General features: G+C 47.8%; 18 protein-coding genes, 3 pseudogenes and 1 riboswitch. Of the genes and pseudogenes, 11 read left to right on the top strand and 10 right to left on the bottom strand.

Going from position 1 to position 26,679, the window contains the following annotated elements; genetic code table 11:
• Complete coding sequence (gene recB / locus HRM2_RS13115; protein ID WP_015904506.1) at positions 1-3,729, top strand: exodeoxyribonuclease V subunit beta; 3,729 nt, start codon at positions 1-3, stop codon at positions 3,727-3,729.
• A complete protein-coding gene (gene recD / locus HRM2_RS13110; protein ID WP_015904505.1) occupies positions 3,713-5,710 on the top strand; it encodes an exodeoxyribonuclease V subunit alpha in 1,998 nt (665 codons plus the stop codon). Before recB ends, recD begins: the two co-directional genes overlap by 17 nt.
• A gap of 389 nt (positions 5,711-6,099) precedes the next feature.
• Here the strand turns inward: recD and HRM2_RS13105 are convergent, their stop codons facing one another.
• Positions 6,100-6,417: a TRAP transporter large permease subunit gene (locus tag HRM2_RS13105; RefSeq protein WP_332306318.1), complete on the bottom strand. Its 318-nt coding sequence runs from the start codon at positions 6,415-6,417 to the stop codon at positions 6,100-6,102.
• Between the two features lie 58 nt (positions 6,418-6,475).
• On the opposite strand from HRM2_RS13105, the pseudogene HRM2_RS26630 reads away from it, so the two are divergent.
• The 3 genes and pseudogenes from HRM2_RS26630 to HRM2_RS13090 all read left to right on the top strand — a co-directional run.
• Positions 6,476-6,864 (top strand): annotated as a pseudogene (locus tag HRM2_RS26630) (ISNCY family transposase); the annotation flags it as partial.
• A 262-nt stretch (positions 6,865-7,126) separates the two neighbouring features.
• Entirely contained in the window at positions 7,127-7,465 is a 339-nt protein-coding gene (locus HRM2_RS13095) for a type II toxin-antitoxin system RelE/ParE family toxin (RefSeq protein WP_015904501.1), read from the top strand.
• Positions 7,462-7,761 (top strand): addiction module antidote protein, encoded by a 300-nt coding sequence (locus HRM2_RS13090; RefSeq protein WP_232364023.1) that lies wholly within the window; start codon positions 7,462-7,464, stop codon positions 7,759-7,761. Before HRM2_RS13095 ends, HRM2_RS13090 begins: the two co-directional genes overlap by 4 nt.
• A 271-nt stretch (positions 7,762-8,032) precedes the next feature.
• Here HRM2_RS13090 and HRM2_RS13085 read toward each other — a convergent pair whose 3' ends face one another.
• Positions 8,033-8,725, bottom strand: a complete 693-nt coding sequence (locus HRM2_RS13085) for a transposase (protein WP_015904499.1) — start codon at positions 8,723-8,725, stop codon at positions 8,033-8,035.
• A 445-nt stretch (positions 8,726-9,170) separates the two neighbouring features.
• Positions 9,171-9,250: riboswitch (cyclic di-GMP riboswitch) on the top strand.
• Positions 9,251-9,312: 62 nt separating this feature from the next.
• Here HRM2_RS13085 and HRM2_RS13075 point away from each other — a divergent pair.
• Positions 9,313-11,367 carry an Ig-like domain-containing protein gene (locus tag HRM2_RS13075; RefSeq protein WP_015904497.1) on the top strand — a complete coding sequence of 685 codons (2,055 nt, stop codon included), beginning with the start codon at positions 9,313-9,315 and terminating at the stop codon, positions 11,365-11,367.
• A gap of 816 nt (positions 11,368-12,183) precedes the next feature.
• Positions 12,184-12,744: pseudogene (locus HRM2_RS28355) on the top strand (reverse transcriptase domain-containing protein); the annotation flags it as partial.
• Here the strand turns inward: HRM2_RS28355 and HRM2_RS28350 are convergent.
• The 4 genes from HRM2_RS28350 to HRM2_RS13040 form a co-directional block, all read right to left on the bottom strand.
• On the bottom strand, positions 12,666-13,250 hold the full coding sequence (locus HRM2_RS28350; protein ID WP_269719621.1) for a reverse transcriptase domain-containing protein: 585 nt from the start codon (positions 13,248-13,250) through the stop codon (positions 12,666-12,668). The pseudogene HRM2_RS28355 and the gene HRM2_RS28350 sit on opposite strands and share 79 nt — an antisense overlap.
• An 891-nt stretch (positions 13,251-14,141) precedes the next feature.
• Entirely contained in the window at positions 14,142-15,155 is a 1,014-nt protein-coding gene (locus tag HRM2_RS13050; RefSeq protein WP_015904493.1) for a site-specific integrase, read from the bottom strand.
• The gene (locus HRM2_RS13045) at positions 15,142-16,158 is read right to left on the bottom strand and encodes a tyrosine-type recombinase/integrase (RefSeq protein ID WP_015904492.1); all 1,017 of its coding nucleotides are present in this window, start codon (positions 16,156-16,158) and stop codon (positions 15,142-15,144) included. Before HRM2_RS13045 ends, HRM2_RS13050 begins: the two co-directional genes overlap by 14 nt.
• Complete coding sequence (locus HRM2_RS13040) at positions 16,125-17,354, bottom strand: site-specific integrase (RefSeq protein WP_015904491.1); 1,230 nt, start codon at positions 17,352-17,354, stop codon at positions 16,125-16,127. The genes HRM2_RS13045 and HRM2_RS13040 overlap by 34 nt, the downstream gene beginning before the upstream one ends.
• A gap of 147 nt (positions 17,355-17,501) precedes the next feature.
• On the opposite strand from HRM2_RS13040, the gene HRM2_RS13035 reads away from it, so the two are divergent.
• The 4 genes from HRM2_RS13035 (at position 17,502) to HRM2_RS13020 (ending at position 20,964) form a co-directional block, all read left to right on the top strand.
• The gene (locus HRM2_RS13035; RefSeq protein ID WP_332306317.1) at positions 17,502-18,164 is read left to right on the top strand and encodes a group II intron maturase-specific domain-containing protein; all 663 of its coding nucleotides are present in this window, start codon (positions 17,502-17,504) and stop codon (positions 18,162-18,164) included.
• Positions 18,145-18,816, top strand: coding sequence for a group II intron maturase-specific domain-containing protein (locus HRM2_RS13030; protein ID WP_015904489.1), 672 nt, complete (start codon positions 18,145-18,147; stop codon positions 18,814-18,816). The genes HRM2_RS13035 and HRM2_RS13030 overlap by 20 nt, the downstream gene beginning before the upstream one ends.
• A gap of 421 nt (positions 18,817-19,237) precedes the next feature.
• Positions 19,238-19,408, top strand: a complete 171-nt coding sequence (locus tag HRM2_RS27685) for a hypothetical protein (RefSeq protein WP_232364021.1) — start codon at positions 19,238-19,240, stop codon at positions 19,406-19,408.
• Positions 19,360-20,964 (top strand): S8 family serine peptidase, encoded by a 1,605-nt coding sequence (locus HRM2_RS13020; protein WP_015904487.1) that lies wholly within the window; start codon positions 19,360-19,362, stop codon positions 20,962-20,964. The genes HRM2_RS27685 and HRM2_RS13020 overlap by 49 nt, the downstream gene beginning before the upstream one ends.
• Before the next feature lie 727 nt (positions 20,965-21,691).
• Here HRM2_RS13020 and HRM2_RS25285 read toward each other — a convergent pair.
• The 4 genes and pseudogenes from HRM2_RS25285 to HRM2_RS25275 all read right to left on the bottom strand — a co-directional run bounded on the left by HRM2_RS25285 (position 21,692) and on the right by HRM2_RS25275 (position 26,611).
• A complete protein-coding gene (locus HRM2_RS25285; protein ID WP_015904485.1) occupies positions 21,692-22,264 on the bottom strand; it encodes a PEP-CTERM sorting domain-containing protein in 573 nt (190 codons plus the stop codon).
• A 1,332-nt stretch (positions 22,265-23,596) separates the two neighbouring features.
• Positions 23,597-25,592: pseudogene (gene uvrB, locus HRM2_RS28345) on the bottom strand (excinuclease ABC subunit UvrB).
• Positions 25,593-25,817: 225 nt separating this feature from the next.
• Positions 25,818-26,309 carry a transposase gene (locus HRM2_RS25280; protein ID WP_187149248.1) on the bottom strand — a complete coding sequence of 164 codons (492 nt, stop codon included), beginning with the start codon at positions 26,307-26,309 and terminating at the stop codon, positions 25,818-25,820.
• Positions 26,306-26,611, bottom strand: a complete 306-nt coding sequence (locus HRM2_RS25275; RefSeq protein WP_015904479.1) for a hypothetical protein — start codon at positions 26,609-26,611, stop codon at positions 26,306-26,308. The genes HRM2_RS25280 and HRM2_RS25275 overlap by 4 nt, the downstream gene beginning before the upstream one ends.
• Positions 26,612-26,679 lie beyond the last annotated feature (68 nt).

Below are 26,679 nucleotides of genomic sequence, written 5' to 3'. Positions count from 1 at the left end.
ATGAACCGGAAATTGGATGCCCTGACCTTTCCCCTCCACGGCACCCGGCTCATTGAGGCCAGTGCCGGAACCGGCAAGACCTATACCATTGCAGCCCTTTATATCCGCCTGGTGCTGGGCCATGGGAAGGAAAACGGATTTTCACGACCCCTGGTTCCTCCTGAAATACTGGTGGTCACCTTTACCAATGCGGCCACCCAGGAGCTCAGGGAAAGAATCAGGGCCCGGCTTACCGAAGCCTGTGCCTTTTTCAGGGGAAGGGGAGGGGGGGACCCATTCCTCCAGGGTCTCAAGGACGATTATTCGCCCGGGGACCTGCCTGCCATGGCAAATCTTCTTGAACGGGCAGCCCTGTGGATGGACGAATCGGCCATCCACACCATCCACGCCTGGTGCCAGCGCATGCTTTTCCAGCACGCCTTTGACAGTTTGTCCCTGTTTGACCTCACCCTTGAGCCCGGGGATGACGACCTTCTGGAAGAGGCAGTCTGGGACTTCTGGCGCACAAACTTTTATCCAAGGGATGTTGAAACCCTCCAGGCCCTTGGGCAGGCCACCGGTCTGACCACCCCTGCTGATTTGTTGAAAAAGGTGCGGCCTCTGATGGCTGGAATAAACAATGCCGACATTGATGCTGGAGGGCTTGAATCTGTGCCCCTGGACCCGTTCCAGATGCTGGAACAGCGCAGGTCTGCCATTGAAAAGGCCCGGAGGGTGTGGCAGGCCGGTTTCAAGGAGGCCATTGACCTTGTCCAGAAGGCCCGGGCAGACAAGACCCTGAACAACAACCGCTACCGTCCGGCCTCCCTTGACACCTGGATCGCGGATATGGACAGCTGGGTCAATGGACAGGGGGATCTGCCCACTGATACGGTGCTTGAAAAATTCTCAGCAACAGGCCTTGCCCAGGGCACGTCAAAGAAAGGAACCCCGCCTGCCCACCCTGCCTTTGACGCCCTTGACCGGTTAAACGACAGCCTGGGCAGCCTTGATGTTAAACAGGCCCTTTTCGCCCATGGGGCACGTGAAATCAATGACCGTGTCATGGCGGCCAAGGCCCGGCTCTCCCGCATGGGGTTCAACGATCTGATCACGCGGCTGGGGCAGGCCCTTGCCCGCCCGGACACCTGTCTGGCCCAGCTCATCCGCGCCCAGTTTCCCGTGGCCATGATCGACGAGTTCCAGGATACGGATCCGGTGCAGTATACCCTGTTCAACACCATCTATCTTGACCAAGAGCAATCAGGCCTGTTCATGATCGGGGATCCCAAACAGGCCATCTACGCCTTTCGTGGGGCTGACATCCACACATATCTCAGGGCCAGACAAGACGCCGGGGATCGCCTTTACACCCTTGATAAAAATTTTCGGTCCTCGTCGGGGATGGTTGCGGCGGTGAATCAGATCTTCAGCCACGGGGCAAAATTTCCCCTTGGCGCCTTTTTGTTCAAAGAGATGATCCCCTTTGATCCGGTCCTTGCCCAGGATAGGGATGAGACGTTCATGGTCGAAGGGCAGGCAGCTGTGCCCATGACCCTGTGGCAGATGCAGGACGGCCCTGTTGCAAAGGGTGGCCCTGACGGCTACCTTTCCACCATGGCAGGGGCAGCTGCCAGTGAAATGGTGAGATTGCTCAACCTGGGACAACAGCGGCCCCAGGGTGCAGGGTTCCTGCAGAAGGACGGATCCTTTGTTCCCCTGGTGCCGTCGGACATTGCCGTTCTTGTTCGGGATGTAAATGAGGCCCGGCACATTCGGTCGGCCCTTGACCTCAGGGGAGTAAGGTCGGTCTACCTGTCGGACCGGGAGTCTGTGTTTGAGAGCCAGGAGGCTGTTTCCCTGGTTTATATCCTCAAGGCCTGTTTTGATCCCACCAACGAGCGGGCCGTAAGGGCGGCACTTGCCACCCCCCTTCTGGATCTTTCCCTGAAAACCCTTGAAACACTCAACAATGACGAGTCTGCCTGGGAAACCGCGGTCATTCAGTTTAAATCGTTCCAGAAGACCTGGCGCACCAAGGGGGTGCTGCCCATGGTCAGGGCATTGGTTTTCGAGTTTGATGTGGGGGCCCGTCTGCTGTCGACCCTTGCAGGAGAACGAAAGCTGACCAACCTGCTTCACCTGGGTGAAATCCTCCAGGCAGAATCAGCCGCCCTTGATGGCGAGCAGGGGGTGATCCGGTGGCTCGGGGACCAGATCGCACGTCCCCAGATCAGCGTTGAGGATGATATCCTCCGACTGGAAAGTGACCAGAGGCTTGTGCGGGTGATCACCATCCATAAATCCAAAGGTCTTGAGTATCCCCTGGTGTTTCTGCCCTTTGCCTGCAGCGCCAGAAAACTCACCCAGGCCAACGCTTCCGTGGTAACCGCCCATGACCCTGACGGTACCCCTTTCCTGGTTGTCAACCCGGATGCCAAAGCCCTTGAAGCTGCAGACCAGGAGCGTCTGGCCGAAGAATTAAGGATGCTCTATGTAGCCCTGACCCGTTCGTGCTTTGCCTGTTTCCTCGGCATCGGCGTTATGGGAAAAACCCTCAAATCAGGGGAGGTCACCACCCTCCACGAATCGGCCATGGGGTATCTCATGGCAGGACAAACCATGGTTGAAACAGCTCAACTGCCAGGGCTTTTGAACGAATTAAAGGGGGGCAGCGACGCCATTGTCATTACCCCGCTGCCCCCGCCTGGCAAGGAGATGTTCGTGCCAGGATCGGAATTGCCGTCTCTGTTGCCTGCCCGCTTGTTCAACGGAACCATTCCCAACAATTGGCGGATCACGAGCTACTCGGGCATTCTTGCCAATGCGGCCATGCCTGAAAAAGGCGTGGTAGCCTTCCCGGTGGATGTGGAGGTGCCCGACTCAGCCTCCCAGGACCAACTCCAGGAGGCCCAGCTCCAGGAAGCCCAGATTCAGGAGGAACAGATCCAGGAACAGCAGATCCAGATGGCCATGGTCTCCAATATTCATTCACCGGCCTTGTCCATCCATGGGTTTCCAAGGGGACCCGAGCCAGGCACCTTTCTCCACGACCTTCTTGAATGGGCCGCAATCCAGGGGTTTGACAGGGTTGCACAGGACAGACCCCTGGCCCTGGATCACATTCAACGGGCCTGTGTTGCCCGGGGATGGGAGCCGTGGACAGGGGTGCTGGTTGACTGGCTCATGGATTTTGTGACCGTGCCCCTGACCGTTGATGGGGTAACATTCACCCTTGCCGACCTTGGCAAGCAGCAGTGCCGGCCGGAAATGGAGTTCATGTTTGCCTCCCACGGGGTGGCCGTGGGGAAGGTTGACCAATTGGTTTGCTCCCATGTGTTGCCGGGCAACCTGCGGCCCGTGTTAAACCCCAACCGGTTAAACGGCATGGTAAAGGGGTTTATTGATCTGGTTTTCTGCTTCAAGGACCGGTATTACATCCTTGATTACAAGTCCAACCACCTGGGGGACGAGGCCGGGGCCTATGACGCTGCCGCCATGAACCAGGCCATGCTGGGCCATCGTTATGACCTTCAATATGTGCTCTACACCTTGGCCCTTCACCGTTTGCTCAAGTCAAGGGTTGTTGATTACGATTACGACCGCGACCTTGGCGGGGCGGTCTACCTTTTTTTAAGGGGCGTCAACTCCACGGGCCAGGGGGTCTATTTTGACAGGCCCCCCAAGGACCTGATCGAAACCCTTGACCGGTTTTTCCAGGGGGGAGGTGAACATGGCCCATACGCATGATGGTTTGACGCCCTCGGCATTGAACGGTCTTTCAGAATTTCCCGACGTTCTACAACTTGTGGAAACCTGGACAACCCTGGGATGGTTAAGGCCCCTTGACCGGGCCTTTGTGGTCTTTCTGCACCACCAGGAAAAGGACGCGGGTTTCCTTGTTCTCCTGGGAGCCGCCTTGGTGAGCCATCAGCTCGCCCGGGGGCATATCTGCCTTGACCTTGGGCCGCTGCTGGCGGATCCGGATGGTGTGCTTGCCCTGCCCCCCGAGGGGATGACGGCAAAGGAGACTCTGACCCCGTCCCGACTGCTCTCGGGCGTCACACAGGATCTGTGGGAACAGCATCTTGATTGTTCTCCCCTGGTGGGAGGGGACACGGGCAACACTCCCCTTGCCCTGGTTTCCGGGCGTCTCTATCTTCGGCGATACTGGGACTGCACACGCCAGGTGGCCGAACAGATCAAGCGGCTGTCAGCAAAGAAAATAGATGTTCCCCATGATCTTGAACAACGTCTTGATGGAATATTCGGGGCGATGCGAACCCCCGAAGAAAACGAAAAAACCGAGATTCACTGGCAGAGCGTTGCCGCAGCCATTGCAGCCACCAACGCCCTGAGCATCATCTCGGGCGGCCCTGGCACGGGCAAAACAACCACCGTGGTTCAGCTTTTAGGGATACTCCAGACCCTTGCCATGGAAGCGGGCAGGGGACTGCGCATCAGCCTTGCAGCCCCAACTGGCAAGGCTGCGGCCCGGTTGACAGAATCCATTGCCAAGGCCGTTGACAGGCTTAGTCTGCCGGTCCAAGAAAAGATGCCCAAGTCGGTTTCAACCCTTCATCGGCTGCTGGGCTCCCGGCCCGATTCCCGCAACTTTATCCACGACCAGAATAACCCCCTCCATGTGGACCTTCTTGTGGTGGACGAGGCTTCCATGATCGACCTTGAGATGATGAATGCGCTTTTACAGGCTATTCCCCCGGGGGCAAGGCTGATTCTCCTCGGGGACAAGGACCAGCTTGCCTCGGTGGAGGCGGGGTCTGTCCTTGGCGATCTTTGCGAAAGCCCGGCCACCGCCTGTTTTTTGCCGGCGACCGTGGCGTTTCTGCAACAGGCCACAGGGTTTGATCTTTCCGAATTTTCAGGTCCGGGCCGGGAAATTGACCAGCAGATCGTTGTCCTGAGAAAGAGCCACCGCTTTGGTGAACACAGCGGGATCGGCGCCCTTGCAGGGGCGGTCAACCAGGGGGATAAAAACGGGGTGGCCGAAGTCTGGCGCCAGGGATTTTCAGATATCTTTCAGGTGCGGGTGCCCACCTGCCACGATAACCGGTTCCATCGCCTGGTCCTGGACGGCCATTCCACCACCACTGGCAAAGAGGGTCCCCAGGGGTATCGCGTCTTCCTTGAAACACTGTCCCAGGGTCCCGGAGCCTTTGGTTCTGAGACCGACTGGCTCAAGGCCGTGCTCCATGGGTTTAACCAGTTCCAGGTGCTCACCCCCCTTCGAAGGGGGGAGTGGGGGGTGGAAGCCCTTAATCTTGCCATTGCCGATGTCTTGTATCGATCCGACCTTATCGACGCAACCCAGGGGTGGTACCCTGGACGGCCCGTGCTCGTCACCCGCAACGATTACAGCCTGGGACTCATGAACGGGGACATGGGCATTGTGGCGCCAACCACCCGGGGCATGAGGGTGGTGTTTCCCATGGGTGATGGATCGTTGAAACTGCTGCTCCCCTCAAGGCTTTCAAACGTTGAAACGGTTTACGCCATGACCGTCCATAAATCCCAGGGGTCTGAGTTTGATCACACGGCCATGGTTCTCCCAGGGACCGTCACTCCCGTGATCACCCGGGAGCTCGTGTATACGGGCATTACCCGGGCAAGGTCCTGGTTCACTCTGGTCTGTCCCCATGAAGTGATTCTTGCCGCAGCCGTTGAACAAAGAACCCAGAGGGCCTCGGGCCTTGGAGAGTTGATCGGTTAAAAGGATGTCCCACACCGGCAGGTGGTACAGCATTCTCAAATCAAGTTCCTATCCTTCTATCCTTATTATCATCCAGCCAGAAAACACAAGGCTCGTCCACGACGCCTTTCGTTCGTCAGACCTCAAGGCCCATTGGATTCCTGGAAATTGGAAATTGCGTAAGGGTGTCCCTTTCGAAAAAACAGTGGTCGTATAGCACGTGAATGCAGCCACACTTCAAGAAGTTGTCGGCAAGGCATAAATCGTCGTCGATGCACTCCACATTTAATCTCCCTTAAATCGGGTTATTAAATGACTGATTCTATATGATTTTTTTGTTGAGTTATTTCTAAACCTCGAATTTTTGTTTATATTTTTCATCACTTGTTGTATTGTTTTTAACAAATCATCTATACTATACAACCATATTTAATTTTCAAGTGAGATATAACCGATGCCAGCAGGGGCAGGATGATCAAGGTGATTTCAATCCAGTCCAGAAAAAATCCCAAAAAGAATACAATACCAAGAATAGAGGCCACGATGCCGTAGGGGCCGAACGGCAGGCTTGTCAGTGTTTCTTCCACCAGGGCGTCACCGCCCAGTTCCCGCAATACCAGGGCAAAACAGGTGGCCCCGATCACTATGGCAACAATATAGGCAGTGATGCTAAAGGTCTGGTGGACCACTTCCATTAGAACCTTAAAATTGAACTGGCCGTTGACAATGGTGAGAACCAGGCCACCCAGGGCGTAGTCCCAGTCTGTCCGCCATCATGACCAGCATAAGGTGGCCGTTGCCATGGTCGATGCCGCTCAAAGCAAGTTCCCAAACCTCAAAGGATGCAGTTTTGACAAAGGTTTCTACAGTCCTGAAAATAAGAAAGCTTTGAAAGACAATTTCACTCTCCTGGTGCTTCCGAAAAAGGGAAGCGAAACAAAGCTGAATTTGAAGAAGAAACAGCCGAGGAGTTCCGGCGATCCAAGAGAAAACACTCGGCAGTTGAGTCCGCCGTCAACGGATTAGAAAACCATGGTCTGGATAGATGCCCGGATCATGGCATTCATGGTTTTAAGCGGTATGTCAGTTTGTCCGTTCTGGCAAGGAATCTCCAGATTATCGGACATCATATTCAACAAAAAGAGCTAAAACGGATTCAACGTAAATCTGGCTAAACCAAAACAGCAGAGAAAGAGGACGATTCTAGTGAAAAGGGATAGTCACGTCCAAAATCAAGCTCAATTGTCAAAGATCAGCAAAAAAAGAACATCACACCTCGCATAGCCCCTTGGAGAGATGAACATCGAGGATTTATGAGGACATCCGAAGGCATCTCAAAGGGGTTTTCGGTCAGCCACTATCTACTGATCTTATCAAAAACGAATTCCTGTCTACAATTAAATAAACTTGACAATATGTAGCTTAAAAGCTACTTTAATGAAGATGGAAGCAAGGGAAAGAATCATACATGAATATGTCACCAAAGAGGGAAATATCCCTTTCAGAGAATGGCTTAACTCCATAAAGGATTTAAGAGCCCAAGCGAAGGTTGATGTAAGGATCGCAAGATTGAGGCTTGGTAACTTCGGAGACTCAAAAAGTGTCGGAAAAGATGTGCATGAAATAAGGATTCCATATGGCCCTGGTTACAGAATTTATTACGGCCTTGAAGGGAATAGGGTCGTTATCTTGCTCTGCGCTGGTGATAAAAGCCGCCAGAAAAAGGATATCAAAAAAGCACACCAATATTGGAAAGAGCATATAGGAGAAGAATGATGGCTACTGCAAATTATAGAGAAGGACTTATGGAAAGATTGCAGAATCCTGAATATGCTACGGAATATTTAAACGAGGCTCTTAGAGAAGGGTCACAAGAAGTATTTATGTTAGCACTCAGGGATGTTGCCAAGGCAAAAGGGATCTCATATATTGCCAATGAAGCGAATCTTAACAGAGAGACTATGTACCGAATGTTGTCAGAAAAAGGGAATCCAAATCTTTCGAGCCTGAATAAAATATTGGGTTCACTGGGGCTTACCCTATCAATAGAAGCAAAAGAAAGTGTTGCCTAATTGTGAGGGGCGACCTGAAAGTGCCATATTCTTCCTGGTTTGAAGATGTAAAACAAATAGGGGAAACAAATAGGGGACAAAATGCAAATAGGGTGCAAATAGGGTGCAAATAGGGTGCAAATAGGGTGTAGCAAATAGGGGACAGACCACGTTTTAGCAAATAGTGACAAATAGGCAAATAGGGGACAGACCACGTTTTTAAAACAAAAGCAAATAGGGGAAAAAACAAATAGGGGACAGACCATGACAAATAGGGGACAGACCACGTTTTTTATGAATTTTTTGTCCTCGGTCGGCCTGCTTTACCCGGAAAAGCACGCCTACCCAGCATTATGCTGATTTCATCCTGAAATCGTTTGGCCCCCAATGCAAAATTTCCATTCGTGGCTTTTCTGATTTGATCTATTTCATCAGGTTCCAATTCATACCGGAATAATTCCCTATAAGTTGATTGCTTTTGGTCATTTGTTTCGCCAAGACCCTGGTAAAGGATATGTGGTGTAATTAAATCCGACATTTCTCCCTGCCCATTATGACGATAACTCGACCATCTAAATTCTCCCGGGTGTTCTAAAATACCCGCACGGACCGGGTTTAGTTCTATGTACCGCTGACACGTCAACAAATATGTCTCCTCTTGAACCAGGCAGGATCGATACCTTCCTTCCCATAGGGTACCCGTTCTTCTATACGTTCGGTTGATATATTGAACATACCGTTGACCCAGACGTTTCAATAAATCCCCGGCACTGCTGCTACTTTTAGGGGTCAGCAACAGATGGACATGATTTGTCATCAAAACGTAAGCGTGGATTAGACAATCCGAGGTTAATGCATATTCCTCAAGCCATTTAAGATAAAACAAGTAGTCATCATCGGCAAAGAAACAAGCCTGCTTGTTATTCCCCCTTTGAATAATGTGAAGAGGGATGTTGGGAACGACTATTCTCGGACGTCTTGGCATAATGCCAATTTACATTGATTTAAAAGAAGATACAATTATAAAATCGTGGTCTGTCCCCAATTTTGCCCAATTTTGTGCCCAATTTTGTGTAAAATCGTGGTCTGTCCCCAATTTTGTGTCCCCAATTTTGTGTCTGTCCCCAATTTTGACAATTTTTGCCCAATTTTTGCCAATTTTAGTCCCCAATTTTATAGGAAATCCCCATCCCATGGAAGAAAAAAGCTGCCATGGTCATTAAATGTTTTATCAGAGAAGGTTAATTATTTAATGATATTTCACCACATTGTTTAACTATCGTTAACTCATGTGTGTTAGATGTCAATTGTTATAGAAAACCAAAATTTTGAATGGGAAAGGAAAGGCATATCAACAAAAATGGAGAAGACATTTTTTATTTTTTACATAACGATGGTATATCTTTTGCTTTAACACTTCGGCAGAACGTTTCCGACAAAGGTAACCCGTGGGTAACCACGGTTCACAAAGCTTATGGGTCCGTCATTGGCGGATAGCCGAGTTGCCGAAGAAACAAGTCACCTCCATTTATGGATGCTTGTTTCCTGGCAAGTAACGAATGGAGGTCCAAAATGATAAAAAGATTAAAAACCAACTTGCAGACAATAGTGACCATTGCCATCGCAATGGTATTGGTTCTGGCCGGATCCGGCCTTGTCCAGGCAGACAGTAAAAAGTTTGTACCCGGGGAGCTACTTATCCAGGTAAAACAAGGTGTTACAAAAGGTGCTGTGGATAAACTCCTCAACTCCTATGATGCTGCCACAGCCGGAGAGATAGAAAGCATAAAAACACGTCGGATCAAGGTGCCTGTGCATGCCCTTGAACAGGTCAAAAAGGCGTTGTCAAAGAATCCGAATATCCAGTTTGTAGAAGAAAATTTCTATGCAGAAGCAGGGTATGTGCCCAATGACGATCGGTATTCTTCCCAGTGGCACCTGCCGATGATTTCAGCCCCCGGCGCATGGGATCTGACAACGGGGTCCCCAAGCGTTCCCATTGCCATCATTGATTCCGGTGTTGACCCCACCCATCCCGATCTTGCGGGCAATCTTATTGCCGGGTATAACTTTCTTGAAAACAATACAGATACCCAGGATGTTCTCGGACACGGCACGGCAGTAGCCGGATCTGCCGCAGCCATGACCGATAACATTACCGGCGTTGCCGGCGTGGCAGGGGACAGTCCGATCATGCCCCTGGTGGTTTTAGACGCCAATGATTATGCCACGTATTATGATATCGCCCGAGCCATTAATTATGCTGCTGACCAGGGCGTCAGGATCATAAACATCAGTATCGGTGGATCAAGTTACTCTTCCACCCTGCAGAATGCGGTTAATTACGCCTGGAACAAGGGTGCGGTTATCTTTGCCTGTGCCCATAACTATTCAACCGACACACCATACTATCCTGCAGCCTGTGCCAATGTGGTAGCGGTGTCCGCCACCACCTCAACAGATACCTTTGCCAGTTTTTCAAATCACGGGGACTGGATCGACATCTCAGCACCAGGCACATACATTTTGACAACTTCCCGGGGTGGTGGGTATGGAAACTGGAACGGGACCTCCTTTTCATCACCCATCACCGCCGGTGTAGCTGCTCTGATTCTTTCAGCCAACCCGTCGTTAACCAATACCCAGGTCGTGAATATCCTTACCCAGAGTGCTGACGATCTGGGAAGCACGGGGTTTGATAACTACTTCGGTTACGGCAGGGTGAACGCACTTCAGAGCATCCTGGCGGCATTGGCTGCTGTGCCTGAAGAGGATACCATTGATCCTTCCGTGGCCATCACATCACCCCAGAACGATACAACCGTCAACGGCAGCTTGACCGTTAGCGTTTCAGCAACGGACGAAGGGGGTGTGGATCGGGTTGAACTGCACGTTAACGGTGAACTTTTATCATCTGATACCACTTCGCCCTACACCTTTTCCTGGGACACGTATGGCTATGCAAACAGCGATCATGAACTAATGGCCGTGGCCTATGACACCGCAGGAAATGCCGGTTGGTCCAGTGTCATTACAGTGACTGTGGCAAATGAAAGTGACGATGATACGCAGGCACCCGTTGTTGCTATTACATCCATTCAGGGGGGTGCGCTTGTCAGTGGCGGTATCACTGTGGATGTCTCTGCCACGGATGAGGGCGGTGTTGCTCTGGTGGAACTCTACCTTGACGGCGTACTTCTTGATGAACACATCACGTCTCCCTATGCATTTTTCTGGGACACCACGGCCTATGCCAATGGAACGTACGCGTTAGTGGCTGTGGCCTTTGATACAGCCGGGAACCAGGGTGTATCCGAAGCAATCAATGTGAGTGTGGACAACGTGATTTTTGAAGACACTGAGGCGCCTGTCGTCACCATTACTTCACCCGGGGACGGTGCATCAATCGGCAACAGGGAAACGGTACAGGCGTCAGCTTCAGATGCCGGCGGCATCAGCCGGATGGAACTTTTTCTGAACGAAGAGCTGACGGCGGTAAAATATAAAAGTGAATTGAGTTGGAACTGGAATACCCGGAAGCTGTCAAAAGGTACTTACACGCTTTCAGTGAAGGCATTTGATACGGCAGGAAATGAAGGGATCGATACCATAACGGTTTACAAATAACTATGCGGCGGCAATCCTGACTTCAGGTTGCCGCGCAACGGAAAGCAAAAGAGTGTAAATCGGACAAAGAGCTTTTTGAAAAACAAGTGATCTAAAAAGGCAGGGTTGAATTACCACCCTGCCTTTTTTGTTTGCCCGGCATGGCGGGCAACCCCAGCCTCCGAAACGCAGGCGTCACCCCGACCAAGGGGAAGACATTCTGAATTGCAAGGGCGTTGCTGGTAACGGCAGGGTCTGAAGGAAGCAGCAGTATATAGCGTAAGCAAACCAGAATCGGCATTATGGGTGGGTAAGCGTGCAAAATAGCGCAAAGCCCCTTACCTGGTCAGGCCCATGGTGTGATTGAGGATGGCATTGCTCACAGGGAGTTCGCCTTAACCGGGGAAGCCTCATACTGTTTTCCTTGCTTATGGGATAAGTGAAATCAAGAGGAAACTCAGGACAAACCGATGCGGTGAGAGGTGGCAGATAAATCCGTAGTAGTAATGAAATTCCGGCCAATGAAGCCTGGTAACAGTGTGGAGGATAAAACCGGAATGACCTGTAGCCTGTTTGCAGGGACTGGCCATAACCAAAAGCCTGGTCAGTTGCGAAGGGAGGAAGTATATCTGAATATTTTTTTGGAAACTGTAAGTGATATTTGTGCCGGACACAGGCTGCTCGACGGAGCAGGGCACTTTATCAGCGGTTAGTTGTGACAGATGCACTGCTGATTCAGGCCGTCCAATGGAGTATTCCAAGTTTATCGTGTAAATTGCCGTAAGGATAGAATGCAGGATGATTTGGGAGAAGAACCAAGGCAACAGATCATAAGCAATGGAAGGAAATGCAGAAAACGACATGGTTAAGATTTACTACAGCCTGTATGACAGAATGCTATCTTACATAAATTTGGAGAATGCGTTCAAAAAAGTGAAGGCCTCGAAAGGCGCTGCCGGAATAGATGGGCAGACCATTGGGAACTTCGACAAGTCGCGGGAGAAGAATTTATCCATTTTGATTAACGAACTGAAAGCCAAGCAATATCGCACTCAACCTGTGAAGCGTGTAGAAATACCCAAACCGGGAGGGGCAATAAGAAAACTTGGCATTCCTACGGTTCGTGACCGCGTTGTACAGCAGGTCCTTCGGGAAATCCTGGAGCCAATATTCGACCCGGGTTTTCATCCGTCCAGTTACGGATATAGGCCTGGCAGGAGTTGTCACCATGCCATATCTAAAGCTCAGCTGTTCATACGTGAATATGGGTTCAAATGGGTTGTGGACATGGATTTGTCCAAATGTTTTGATACGCTTGATCATGAGATTATCCTCAAATCAATCAGAAAGCGTGTGACAGACGGTAGTATCCTGAATTTGGTAAGGATGTTCCTGACACGCGGGGTAATGGAAAACGGCAACTGGCAAGCAAGCACAGAAGGCAGTCCCCAAGGCGGGTTATGCAAAGCTTTGCATAACCCACCTTGTGGCGTCCCTTTCTCTGGATAGACGAGTGTCTTGTCCGTCATATAAATCGGGGTTTTCAGCCACCTCTCTATATACAGGAGCACCCATTTCTCTTTCGTGTGCCAGCGTACTGCTTTCATCAAGAGATCATGATCGATATTATCGAAAAATCCCTTAATATCAAGGTCCAGAACCCAATCGTATCTCCAGCAATTCTTACGTGCCTTGCCAACTGCATCCAAGGCAGATTTACCCGGTCGATAACCATAGGAGTCGGGGTGGAAACATTTCTCCAACTCAGGCTCCAGATACTGTTTAACGACCTGCTGGGCAATCCTGTCCGATACCGTTGGTATTCCAAGCGGTCTCATCCTACCATCACCTTTGGGTATTTCAACCCGAAGTACCGGTGGTGGAAAATAACTGCCGGAAGACATTCGATTCCAGAGTTTGTAAAGGTTACCCTTCAAATATGTCTCTAACTCCTTTATCGACTGCCCATCGACGCCAGCCGCCCCTTTATTTGCTCTTACCCGTTTATATGCTTCCCATACCTCAAGTTTAGGTATACAAAACGGCTTTGCCTGGTTCAATCCAATCCTCCTGTTTCCAGTTGTCTTCTTTACTTCAAGCTGGACAATGCTTCCCCTTCGCTCCAATTCCATTACAGAATCTTCATCACTACTACGGGTTGCTCCGCCCCTGTGCTCTGCATTGGTACTCTCATACTTGTGGGACTTCCACTTGTATTTCTCCCTTACCATCAGAGCGACAGGTTCCCACGTTCCACACAAAAGCCTGTCTCAAGTTCACGCCACCTTCATGCCGGAGACCATTCGGCCAGTAAACAGGTAACCGCCGAACTTATCCCGGGGTAACGATTACCCCCCGGTTTTGACCTCGTCCCTACGCTTTCGACACTTCAATAGTGATTCACTTGCGTTCGTCTCCTTGAAACACACCTGACAAAATCTGGTCTTGCCTTTTCCGTAACGCTCACCACCCCGGCTCTTAACCGACGCAGCTTACGGTGGTTTGAAGCCTCCACCTGCATGGCGGCTTCGAGGGGCCCTCCCTCATCTTTTGTGCAGCATGACTGCACTGTTAATATTACATCAATGCATGCCTTCGTGGCACACTATCATCGGCATATCTTACTATCCGGTGTCCCCTACCCATCATAAACTGATAAAGGCATCAATGTAAATATTTGCGATTAAAGGACTGATCACCCCGCCTTATGCGAAGTAAACGATTATGCAAAGTAACTCGCTAAGACCACCAAATTTACATCACCTTCACGGGATTTACTTTGCATAAAATCACGACTACTTCAGATTTGAAAGCCAATCAAGTAATGCAGCATCCTTATTCCAATCAGGAAGATTATTATCGACAATATCTGGATATGCATTCGCAATTGCCTGACGTTTCAATTCAGAATCACACTTTGCGTAAATTTCGGTGGTTCTGACATCTTGATGCCCAAGAAAATCCCTGATATAGATAAGGTTAACGTCGGCCTGTAGCAAGTGAACTGCCTTGCTGTGTCTGAACATATGCGGCGTTACTTTTTTTGGCATACTTGCAGACATCCTTTTTGCTGGACCAACATATTGAGATATTATGTAGGCTATGCCTTCCTTGGTGAGTTTGTTTCGTTGCTTATTGATAAAGAGCGGATAGTCCCTTTTCCAATCTTTATCAAGGGAATGCTCCTGAAGATAATTTTGAAGCAAAACCAGAGTATTTCTCATCAGTGGAACCCTACGTATTTTATTACCTTTGCCGGTAAGAATCAGCACCGCTGGATTGTCCAGGATAACATTCCGTATCTTGAGATCGATTAATTCCTGCACTCTGCATCCAGAATCGTAAAGGACGCTTAAAAGCGTTATGTCCCGTCGGCCCTTTGCAGTCATTTTATCCGGCTGTGACAGCAAAAGTTTCATTGTTTCCGGTGTCAGATGCGGTACTGACGGCTTGGGTGCTTTCTTGATCGGCAGGGCGATTATTTTTTGAAAATGAAGGATTCCTGATGGCTCTTCGTATTGGGCATACCTAAAAAAGGAATGAATGGCTGCAAGCCTTTGATTACGGGTTGCAATGCAGCATTTACGTTCTTCTTCAAGCCATTCAAGAAAATCAGTAATTATTACATGGCTCAGCATGCTCATGTTCAGTTTTTCGACAGGTATGTCCTTTTGTTCCAAACAAAAACGGAGCAGCAGTTTAAAGGTATCACGGTAGGATGCTATCGTATTTTTACTGGCATTTTTCTGCCGGGGCAGATATACGGAGAGAAATTCAGTAAGATGAGTCGCAAAATCAGTAGGTTTCATCGCCATCACCCTCCAGTTGGGGAATGATTTCGGGATAACATCCTTCGAGTTTGATGGATATATCCGGAAAAATATCAGCCGTTAGCCTCAGGTAATAAGCTGTTTCCTTAAAGGAGTAGTGACCCATAAATGTTTTCAGTACAGGAAAATATTCTTCAATGTCTTTTCCTTCGGTCACCCATCTTTTTAGGCAGTGACAGGCAAATGTATGACGAAAATCAGTTACTCTCGGGCCTTTTCCTCTCCCTCCATGGGAGATACCGGCTTTCCATAGGAATCGCCTGAAATTATGGTAGACGTTTACTATAGTCATTGGTTTTCCATTCAGTCCTGGGAAAAACCAATCAGATCCCTTTGAAAGGTTATGCACACTTTCAGAGTAATTCCTGCATAGTTCTGTAAGTTGGTCTGACATCGCAACCAAGCGGCTATTGTCTTTCTTTGAATGATGAATGCTCAGCATACCTGTAATTATATCCACATCCTCTACTGTCAAAAGTCTTGCTTCCGAAGAGCGAAGGCCGCAGGTATAAATGATCCGAAAAAATATCGGCATGATGAGATGTCGATATAAACATTCACCGACGTAACAACATTGATCTGTCTGGTAAAAAAATCGCTTCAGTTCATCTTTCGTATAGATGTGGGGGACATACAGTTGTGCTGCAGAATAATATCCCTTTGGAAGGACGTATGCGCGGACCCCAATGCCATCCATATATTTTGCAAGTTGTCGCAGGATGGATGATCTTGCACACTGGTTGGCCTGTGCCTCATAGCTTCTTTTTGCGCACCACTCCAGTACTATTTTCTTTGATAGGATTGACGCTTCGGGATATTTTTCAGCGGTAAAGGAGGAAAATATTAACAGGTGCTTTGCTTCTGCGTCATATTTATACCCAACCGCCTGTTTCAACTGGACATGATTTTTGATGTGTTCTGCAAATGGACCACTGAACAGGTAATTTCTCATGAGCGCACCTCCGGTGTATCCAAACAGCATTCTTTTAATTTTTTGATGTCCACTTTTAAATAAACTGCTGTAGAGTCTGTATCCATATGACCCAAGATATCCGAAATGACAACAAGCGGAGTACCATGCTCAAGCATTCTTGAAGCTGCCGTATGGCGAAGAGAGTGCATGCCACGACGCTTTTTTAATGTAGGCAGATGTGCAATCCGCATATAATCACGGATTATCTGATGCAGATGATCTTTTTCTGAAAAAGGCAAAAAAGGGGCCAGATGTCTTACAAAAATAATAGGAGAATCCACTTTGGGTCTGCTGTATTTCAGATAATCAATAACGGCCCATCCAACTTCGGAAGGAAGCGGCAGGGTTACTGTTTCCCTTGTTTTTGACTGGGTGAATATCAGCTCCTTCGTCTCCCAGTGGAAACAATCAAAAGTAAGGTTTTTAATATCAGTAACTCTCAGACCTAGCACACAGGCAAGTAGGATAATGGCATAATCTCTTTTTCCTTTTGGATTTCCCCGGACAATGGCGCCTATCAGTGTATCCAACTCATCTTTCGTCCAAACGGATGGGATGCGTGTCTGTTTGCGAGCCTGAATCATTGGTGTCTTAGAAGCCAGGTCCGTTTTCAAGATCTCCTTTTCCAGAAGATACCTTAAAAAAGAACGTATGGAGCAGAGATTCTGTTCCACAGTTTTATAGGTATATCCAGCCAGTGTCCGTATATACCCGTTAACAGCAGGCATATCGATATCATGGCAATCACTGATTCCATTTGAAATTAGATAATCCATGAAACGCTCTGATTGCTTCACGTAATGATCTACGGTTACTTTGGAATAATCCTTTTGCTCACAGTATTTTTTAAAATTTTTGCTGATCTCTTTGTAATAAGGATCTGAAAGCAGGTCCCTGTGCTTGTAGTACCGTCTGAGGACAGTGTGGTGAAGTTGAAAATCTCCAATCATACGAATGATGCGGAGTTCTTGCGTATCTTTCTGGGATAGTGTTTTATCAAAATCTTTTTTCAGGATCTGGTAGTGGTGTTCGATATACTCGATTCCAAGTTGCTCAGAATAGAAAACCTCATTCCGCTCCTCAGCGAATTGGATAATTTTCTTCCAACGGTTGCGGTAAAACTTCATAGAGCCTTCAGTGTAACCGAGCCGCAATAGCTCCTGCTCCAAATCTTGTAACAATTCATTTAATGGTTTCTTTTGCATAAGATAATCTCCTTTAATGGGTGATTGAGCTTTTGCTCTGCCACAATCAATGGAGATTATGCTAAGTAAATCAATAAGAAATCCTTGAATTATGATTGGTTTTGAAGCTTACTTGTCATAATTACTTTCTTTGCATAAGGGGGAGTTATTAGTCCTTTGTTGGCAAATCTATTTTTGCATTATGCATTTGACAAATGGATGGAAAGAGAACATTCGTCTATACCATTTGAAAGATATGCCGATGATGCAGTGTGTCACTGTAAAAACCAGGCCCAGGCAGAATATCTGCTAAGAAGGCTGAATGAGCGTATGAGTGAGGTAGGGCTGGAGCTACATCCGGAAAAGACAAAGATTGTCTATTGTAAGGATGGTGACCGGCGGAAAGATTTTGCTCTTACACGCTTTGATTTTTTTGGTTATACGTACCGTGCCCGGAGATCAAAGAACAAATGGGGGAAGTATTTTATCAACTTTACTCCTGCAATCAGCAATAAAGCAGCTAAAGCAATTCGGCATACTTCACGTGGTTGGAATTGGCCCAAACGTAGTGACAAAGATTTGGAGGATTTATCCCAAATGTTTAATCCAATCATTCAAGGATGGATCAACTACTATGGTCGATACTATAAATCTGCTTTGTACCCTACCTTGAGGTGCCTGGATCGTCGACTGGCGATGTGGGCAACCAGGAAATATAAACGCCTGCGGTGTCATCGACGGAGGGCGGCACAGTGGCTGAACCGTATAGCACGGAGACAGCCGAACTTATTCGCCCACTGGAGATTGATGAATGCAGTGGCTGGACGATAGGAGCCGGATGAGCGGAGACGTTCACGTCCGGTTCTGTGAGAGCCTGAGGGGGAAGCTCCCTCGGGCTACTCGACTCCTGATCTTTAAAAAAACGAAAAAAACGGCTGAGAATGTCTGCGAGCAAGCGACACGATACCTGGAAGGCTCTTTGACGTTGACAGTGAATCAGGAAAAGACACATATTATACACAGTTTTAAGGACGTAAAATTCTTAGGGGTTATAATCCATACCGGATTTACCCGTATCCAGAATAAAAAGGTGAGAGCATTTAAAGACAAGGTGAAGCTAATCACCCGTCGAAATTCACCTGTAAACCTTGAAACAGTAATAAAGGATCTGAATCCGGTATGCAGAGGATTTGCCAATTACTTCAGAATTGCCAATTGTAAACAGGTGTTTGAAAGATTGTTTCAGTGGATAAGGCGACGCCTTCGAGCCAAACAGTTAAAGTTATGGAAAAAGCCCGACCGCCTGCATCGTCGATTAAGACAGCTTGGATACCAAGGAGAGTTCAAATGTATCAAAATGAACTCCTGGCGTAACTCATCAAGCCCTCTGGCAAGCTACTCACTTCCCAATAAGTATTTTGAGGAACTTGGTCTGTTTGACATGAGGAATGTACAGACAGTGATTTCTGTCTTACTGATATAGGATAAGGATATACAGGAGCCGTATACGAGGCCCGTACGTACGGTTCTGTTACCGGGATGAAGCGGGAAAGATCATTCCGCTTCACCCTACTCGATTTTATTCTCGCACAAAGTCTCAAAGGCACAAAGAGCCATAAAATCAAATATAATCTTTGTGTCTTAGTGTCTTTGTGCGAGCTTTTCGACAGAAAACGTTTCATATTCAGAATTGATGAAAAATGCAGCGTTGTATTCCCAGATGCCGGAATATGTGTTATCGACTTGATATTGAAAATTTTATCCTAAAAGTTGGAAAAGACTTTTGGCGTAAACACAGTCTTCCCAACTTTTTTATTTTTGCTGTCAGTCAACATTGTGCTGTGATTCCTCTACACCTGGGGGTCCAACGTGAAAAAAAATTTAAAACTAACTTGCAAACAATAATGATTATTGCCGTCGTAATGGTCATGATCCTGGCCGGATCTGGCCTTGTCCAGGCAGGCAGTAGTAAAAAATTTGTACCAGGGGAACTACTTATCCAGGTCCGGGTGTTACAAGAGGGGCTGTGGATAAGCTTCTTCACTCCCATGGTGCTGCCACAGCCGGAGAGATAGAAAACATAAGAGTACATCGGATCACAGTGCCTGAGCATGCCCTTGAACAGGTCAAAAAGGCGCTGTCAAAGAATCCGAATATCCAGTTTGTAGAAGAAAATTTCATTGCAGAATCAGGGTATGTGCCCAATGATGAGCGGTACTCTTCCCAGTGGCACCTGCCGATGATTTCAGCGCCCGATGGATGGGATCTGACAACGGGCTCCCCAAGCGTTCCCATCGCCATCATTGATTCCGGTGTTGACTCCACCCATCCCGATCTTGCGGGCAATCTTATTGCCGGGTATAACTTTCTTGAAAACAATACAGATACCCAGGATGTTCTCGGACACGGCACGGCTGTAGCCGGATCTGCCGCAGCCATAACCGATAACATTACCGGCGTTGCCGGCGTGGCAGGGGACAGCCCAATCATGCCCCTGGTGATTTTAGACGCCAATGATTATGCCACGTATTATGATATCGCCCGGGCCATGAATTATGCGGCTGATCAGGGCGTCAGGATCATAAACATCAGTATCGGTGGATCAAGCTACTCTTCCACCCTGCAGAATGCAGTTAATTACGCCTGGAACAAGGGTGCGGCTATCTTTGCCCGTGCCCATAACTATTCAACTGACACACCATACTATCCTGCAGCCTGTGCCAATGTGGTAGCGGTGTCCGCCACCACGTCATCCGACACTCTGGCAAGTTTTTCAAATTATGGGGACTGGATCGACATATCTGCACCGGGGGCATACATTTTGACAACTACCCGGGGTGGTGGGTATGGAAACTGGAACGGGACCTCCTTTTCATCCCCCATCACCGCCGGTGTAGCTGCCCTGATTCTTTCAGCCAATCCGTCCTTAACCAATGCCCAGGTTGTGGATATCCTCACCCAGAGTGCTGACGCTCTGGGAAGCACGAGGTTTGATACATATTTCGGTTATGGCAGGGTAAACGCCCTTGAGAGCATCCTGACTGCATTGGGTGCTGCTCCTGACGAGGATACCATTGATCCTTCTGTGGCCATCACATCACCCCAGAACGATACAACCGTCAACGGCAGTTTGACCGTAAGCGTTTCAGCGGCGGACGAGAGAGGTGTGGATCGGGTTGAACTATACGTTGACGGTGAGCTTTTTGATGAAGACATCACATCTCCCTATTCATTTTTCTGGGACACCACGACTGATGCCAATGATACTTACGAGTTAGTGGCCGTGGCCTATGACACTGCCGGAAACTCGGGACAGTCCGGCGTAATCAGTGTGAGCGTGGACAACGTTATTTTTAAAGACACTGGAGCGCTTATTGTCACCATCTCTTCACACAAGGACGGTGCATCCATTGGAGACCTGGAAAAGGTTCAGGCGTCGGCTTCGGATGACAGCGGCATCAGCCGGATGGAACTTTTTCTGGACGGCGAGCTTAAAGCGGTAAAATATAAAAGCGAATTGAGGTGGAACTGGAATACCCGTAAGCTGTCAAAAGGTGCTTACACGTTTTCAGTGAAGGCATTTGATACAGCAGGAAATGAAGGGATAGAGACTATAACGGTTTACAAGTAGCTTTCATGTGGCAGTCCTGACTTTGGGCTGCCGCACAACGGAAAGAGAAAGGGTTTAAATCGGACAAAAATCCTTTCGAAAAACAAACGGAATAAAAAAGGCAGGGTTAACTTTTCCACCCTGCCTTTTTCCATGACATGTTTAAATCTGAATTATTTTTTTCTTCTTGAAACGCTTACAAGCCCCAGCAGTCTGATGCCAAAAAGAATAAGAGTCGCTTGGGCCTGAGACAGCGGCGGCGGTCATATCTGGCTCCATACACTTGAAATGGTTGACAGGCCACCCATATTAAACGTCTTTCCCACTGAGTTATATTTTGCTGAAGAGAGTAATGATACTTGGGTTTTACCTCAGAAACTTACGATCACCAATTCCAGTGAAAGAGCTTTTTACCGGGTTGCAAGCTCTGATGTGACTTGGCTATTAATAGTACCTGATTCAGGGGCCATTCCTGTCGATGTTGACGTGCATATGGACCTTTCAGCTTTCTCGTGGAACCCATACTACGGAGATCACTATTGTGACATCAGGTGCATATATCGGCCCTGTTATAATATCAATAACCCTTGAAATTGAGGGATGCAGTAATGAAAGAGACGGAATGACTCATTATAGGAGAGTCCCCACTATTTGTGGAGACTCTCCTAACACTCTGAGGTAAGTTAGATAACCCTCTTTTTTTTAGGCAACAACAAAAGTAAAATTTGTTATGAATTGTGCACTATTTTCAGGACATTCTTTTGCGAGAGACACCTGCCACTCCCAGAAGACCTAAACCAAAAAGCATCATCGTTGCGGGCTCAGGAACCGGATCTCCCCCGCCACCGCCGCCTCCACCGCCGCCTCCAGAGTCAAAGCGAGTCACATGGCTGACTTGAATTTCGTTGATATTCATATCAAGAGAAAGATCGGCAATATCAAAAACACCCCAATTCATTTCAGCAAGATTCGCAAACAGTGCCCAGTATTGTGCATTCTTAACAAGAAAATATTCTGACTCGGGAGGAGTCGGCATATTGACTGCGTACACTGTCCCCTTAGGATCATCCGTTAAAAAAATCGATGCTGGTTCATCTTTCGCATAATAAGTTACAGTTTCGGATGTGAGGATGTCATTAACCCAGTCAGTTTCAGTTTTCTCACCACTGTTTTTTAGAGCATCTGTTATATCTATGAAAGTGTCTATATAGCCAACATAAGCACCATCAAAAGAACCACCCACAATAGTTAGAGAAAAACCACTGGTGGTCATAAAGAGACATAAAAACGCACTTGCCAGTAATATTTTTAGACTTTTCATAATTCACTCCTTTTTAACTTAGGGAATTGTTCACTTTAAAACTATTCATGATTCGTACCACAATAAACAAAAAAACGACAATAGAATAAAAAACTTTACATATCGAGTTGTTACATAGGCATTTAAAAAAACTTATACTCAACGTATGTAACTATCAAAAAAAATATGTAATTTATTTCATGGTAATTGTGTAATCTATTCCACAGTGTCCAAAAAATTTCATATCCCACTGAATGACAAAGATAAGAAAGAATTTTATATCGAGGAAGTTCGGGGAGACTTTATTTTATTATAAATAATAGGGGATAGACCGAAAGCGCCGGGATAAACCGGCATAGAGTAGGGGATGAAAGAGCCCTACATTGAAGGAGAAGCTGCTCCATCATGGTCCCGAGTCATGTGCGGGTGGTCGCGAGGCTGCACGTGAAGCGTTGACAGAGGGAAACGCAGGCCAACTATTAAGTTCCGAAATCACCCATCCGGGGTGGCGACCCAGTGGTCTGAAGGGGAAGGCAACACGTTGTGGCAACGGTAAACAGCGAGTCATACAACGGCCACGCGGAGTATAATAACCTGTGCATGCGTAGACACTCTATGCTTGAGAACCGGGAGATCTCAGCGGTATCCAGCAGCCAAAACAAGGGAGCTGGATCGGTCAGGGAAGGCCTATGGCCGCAATTCTGACATGAACGCCGTTGAGAAGTCAGACATCGACATAGTACCGAAGAATGTACCGAACAAGATTGGGTAAGCAATGGCGGAGGCACAGAAGGAAAGGACGATGACCAAGGGAAATTCTGAAAAGCCGCCTGCGACCTGCACCCAGAGGCAGGAACAAGCATTGAGTGTCCTGGACAGAATCCGCAAAGCAGCAACGACTTCGCATCAGCTACCCAAGGTAGGAGCCGTATGAACTAATCCTTCACGTACGGATCTGTGCGGGGGGTGCCGGGTAACCGGCATTCCTACCGCCATACGTTTTTTATCAATTTTTTGTCTTCGGTTTGCCAGATTTACCCGGAAAAGAACGCCTGCCAATCATTATGCTGATTTCATCCTGAAATCGTTTGGCCTCCAATGCAAAATTTCAATTCGTGACTTTTCTGATTTAACCTATTTCATCAGGTTCCAATTCATACCGGAATAATTTCCTATAAATTGATTTCAAAGGGGTCTCAAAGAGGGCAAGTCTGCTCTTGACTCATCATCTCTTTGATTATAAATCAAGGCTCATGTCGCGTTTTGGGGTCTTGTTTTTGATTAAGCCGCTATTTATTTGAAATATAAAATATTATTAATTATTTTCAAAGCCATGACTATTTTGATCACGGATCATGGCTGGGCTGTTTTGATCTTTTTCAATTCCCAGATCTTATCCCGATATTGTGCGGCCTGCTCGAATTCCAGGGTTTCTGCCGCTTCATTCATTTTTGCCTCAAGGTCTCTGATCACATCGTCCAGATTTAACTCATCCGTATCGTAGGCTTTGAGTTCCTTGTTTACGGACGTTTCAACCGAATTGCATTCATGTCGGCCATGGTGTAATCAAAAGCGCTTATTTTTTTATTGATGGTGGCAGGAGTAATGCCGTGGGTCTGGTTATACACCTCCTGGATCTTGCGGCGGCGGGTTTCTGTCAGGGCATGCTTCATGTAGCCGGTCTCTTTTTCCGCATACATGATAACCCGACCATTGACATTACGGGCTGCCTGGCCAAAAATCTGAATAAACGAGCGAAAGGAACGCAAAAAACCTTCCTTGTCCGCATCGAGAATGGCCACCAGGGTAACTTCCGGGATATCCAGGCCTTCGCGCAATAGATTAATGCCAATGAGCACATCAAACAGGCCCCGTCGAAGATCCTGAATAATATCAATACGCTCCACCGTGCCGATGTCCGAATGCAGGTATTTTACCTTGATACCCAGGTCTGAATTGTAATCGGTCAAATCCTCTGACATGCTTTTGGTCAGGGTTTTCACCAGCACCCGCTCCTGGGCCTCCACCCGTTTGAGTATCTCCTGGTACAGGTCATCAACCTGCATTCTGGCATTCCGGATCTCTACCGGGGGATCAAGCAGCCCCGTGGGCCAGACAATCTGATCGGCCACCCGGACCCCTGCCTTTTTCAGTTCATAATCCCCGGGGGTGGCAGACACAAAAATGGTCCGGGGCACCAAGCCCTTGAATTCTTCGAATTTCAACGGCTGGTTGTCCACGGCGGACGCAAACGGAACCCGTGCTTGACCAGGGTCTCCTTTCTGGACCGGTCGGCCTTGTATATGGCCCCAAGCTGGCTGACCGAGATATGGTTTTCGTCAAAAAAAAGCAGGAAATCCTGATCAATATAATCCAGAAGCGTGGGTGGTGGCTGGCCCGGCGCACGACCTGTCAGGTGCCGGGAATAGTTTTCGATGCCATTGCAATACCCGATCTCCTCCAGTATCTCAAGATCGTACCGAGTGTGTTCTTCCAGGCGCTGGGCCTCCACCAGGAGGTTATGGTCATTCAGAAAGGCCAGGCGTTCCTTAAGTTCTATCACAATACGTTCCACTGCCTGCTTCTGGGTCTTTTTATTGGTCACGTAATGGGAGGCCGGATAGATGGCCATCTGGTCAAATTGTTTGATCACCGTACCTTGCAGGGCATCAATTTCACTGATTTCTTCAATGGTGTCCCCGAAAAAATCAATGCGGATAGTCTTGTTCTCCTCGTAGGCCGGGAATATCTCCAACCGGTCACCCCGGACCCGGAAAGTGCCCCGGTGGAAATCCACGTCATTGCGAGTGTACTGGATATCCACAAATTTACGGTTCACATCCTCCCGTGAGATTTCCATATCCCTGTCCAGGGTCACCCGCAGATCCAGGTACTCTTCTGGCGCCCCCAGGCCGTAAATGCAGGAGACCGATGCCACCACGATCACATCTTTTCGGGCCAGAACGCTCCGGGTCGCCGAGTGCCGCATTTTATCGATCAGTTCATTGATGGAAGAATCTTTCTGAATATAGGTATCTGAAGACGGGATATAGGCTTCGGGCTGATAATAAGCATAATAGGAGACAAAATACTCGACACAATTATCAGGGAACAGCATTTTGAGCTCATTGTAAAGCTGGGCTGCCAGGGTCTTGTTAGGCGCAATGATCAGGTTTGGCTTTTCCATCTGGCTGATGATGTTGGCCATGGTCAAGGTTTAGCCCGACCTTGTCACCCCCAAAAGCACCTGGTATTTTTCATCCGCCTTTACTCCCCGGACCAGATAGTCAATGGCCTTTGGATGGTCACCGGCCGGGCCATAGGGAGACACAGGATTGAACAGTCCCATATATTTTTTCTGTACTTTCCTTTGGTCTGGATAGATAATTATTAATTACCCATCTTTTCGATTAAGGGTTAAAAATATCCATGATTACAGTCTATTCCATTTTTGAGATGTCCGTTATGGCTCTACTTTTGTTTATAACTCTCTTGGTTGTTGTACCAGGGAGTGAACAGATCTCCAAAGCAGAATAAATTTCCTGTTGTCTTGGCTCCGGCCAAGTGCTTTTTCTTACATGCACCATGTCACCATTTTTGCTGTGCATTGAAATAATGATTCGATTTTCCCTTTCAATTGCTCCCTCAAACCTGACCAGCTGGTGACAATATCAGCTTTTTTTAACCGGTATCGAATACTATGAACCAAATGATAGGCCAGGACACTTAGAAAGAGATGGCCTGTTACCCGTTCTGTGGTCTGATGAAAAACGGACCGCATTCCCAGCTCAGTTTTTAATGAACGAAAAACGGCTTCCAGGTCTGTCAACATGGTATAGGTGCGCCAGAGTGTCTCTTCATTCAGATCCTTGTGGCTCGTTCTAAGACAATACACTCCGGGAAACCCATCTTTTGTATCCGGCTCGGCATTGCGAGTCCACTTGATTTTAAAGGCATTACCACTTTTTTCATCTTTGGAAATATCTATTTGATAAAGCTTGGACGCTTTGAAGTTCTTTTGTTTTAATCGCCCAATTTTTTCAATAACATTATCGTATTTTTTCAACCGCCCCTTGATATGCAACCCTCGTCAAGGTATTTGAGGGCTTCCTCAAGGCGTACTGTGAATCTATGATTGATGTCTCGTTCTTTTTTTTCACACTGTATTGAGTTGCTATACAACAATACCTCATCGGTTTTCGAGTCAATCACTTTTTGTGCTTTTACCGTACAATCTTCATCTTGCTCGACCACAACAGTTTCATCGTCATTGAACTGTCGGTGCCGTTTACGGCTGACAACAATATAAGGATACTTATTTTCCTTGAGCCACTCAATATTATCTTCGGATGCAATCCCGGCATCCATCACAACGGTTGCTTTTTGTGGTTCAAAGATGTTGGCTTCTGACCCTTTTTTTCCAACCCATTGATCAT

Source organism: Desulforapulum autotrophicum HRM2 (assembly GCF_000020365.1).
Lineage (GTDB): Bacteria > Desulfobacterota > Desulfobacteria > Desulfobacterales > Desulfobacteraceae > Desulforapulum > Desulforapulum autotrophicum.
The sequence above is the reverse complement of the archived record's forward strand: the minus strand, read 5'-3'. Positions and strand labels throughout refer to the sequence as shown.

Coding starts and splice junctions, on each gene's coding strand:
- recB (WP_015904506.1), top strand. CDS start 1: ATGAACCGGAAATTGGATGCCCTGACCTTTCCCCTCCACGGCACCCGG.
- recD (WP_015904505.1), top strand. CDS start 3,713: ATGGCCCATACGCATGATGGTTTGACGCCCTCGGCATTGAACGGTCTT.
- HRM2_RS13095 (WP_015904501.1), top strand. CDS start 7,127: ATGAAGATGGAAGCAAGGGAAAGAATCATACATGAATATGTCACCAAA.
- HRM2_RS13090 (WP_232364023.1), top strand. CDS start 7,462: ATGATGGCTACTGCAAATTATAGAGAAGGACTTATGGAAAGATTGCAG.
- HRM2_RS13085 (WP_015904499.1), bottom strand. CDS start 8,725: ATGCCAAGACGTCCGAGAATAGTCGTTCCCAACATCCCTCTTCACATT.
- HRM2_RS13075 (WP_015904497.1), top strand. CDS start 9,313: ATGATAAAAAGATTAAAAACCAACTTGCAGACAATAGTGACCATTGCC.
- HRM2_RS28350 (WP_269719621.1), bottom strand. CDS start 13,250: ATGTCTTCCGGCAGTTATTTTCCACCACCGGTACTTCGGGTTGAAATA.
- HRM2_RS13050 (WP_015904493.1), bottom strand. CDS start 15,155: ATGAAACCTACTGATTTTGCGACTCATCTTACTGAATTTCTCTCCGTA.
- HRM2_RS13045 (WP_015904492.1), bottom strand. CDS start 16,158: ATGCTGTTTGGATACACCGGAGGTGCGCTCATGAGAAATTACCTGTTC.
- HRM2_RS13040 (WP_015904491.1), bottom strand. CDS start 17,354: ATGCAAAAGAAACCATTAAATGAATTGTTACAAGATTTGGAGCAGGAG.
- HRM2_RS13030 (WP_015904489.1), top strand. CDS start 18,145: ATGCAGTGGCTGGACGATAGGAGCCGGATGAGCGGAGACGTTCACGTC.
- HRM2_RS27685 (WP_232364021.1), top strand. CDS start 19,238: ATGATTATTGCCGTCGTAATGGTCATGATCCTGGCCGGATCTGGCCTT.
- HRM2_RS25285 (WP_015904485.1), bottom strand. CDS start 22,264: ATGAAAAGTCTAAAAATATTACTGGCAAGTGCGTTTTTATGTCTCTTT.
- HRM2_RS25275 (WP_015904479.1), bottom strand. CDS start 26,611: ATGGATGCCGGGATTGCATCCGAAGATAATATTGAGTGGCTCAAGGAA.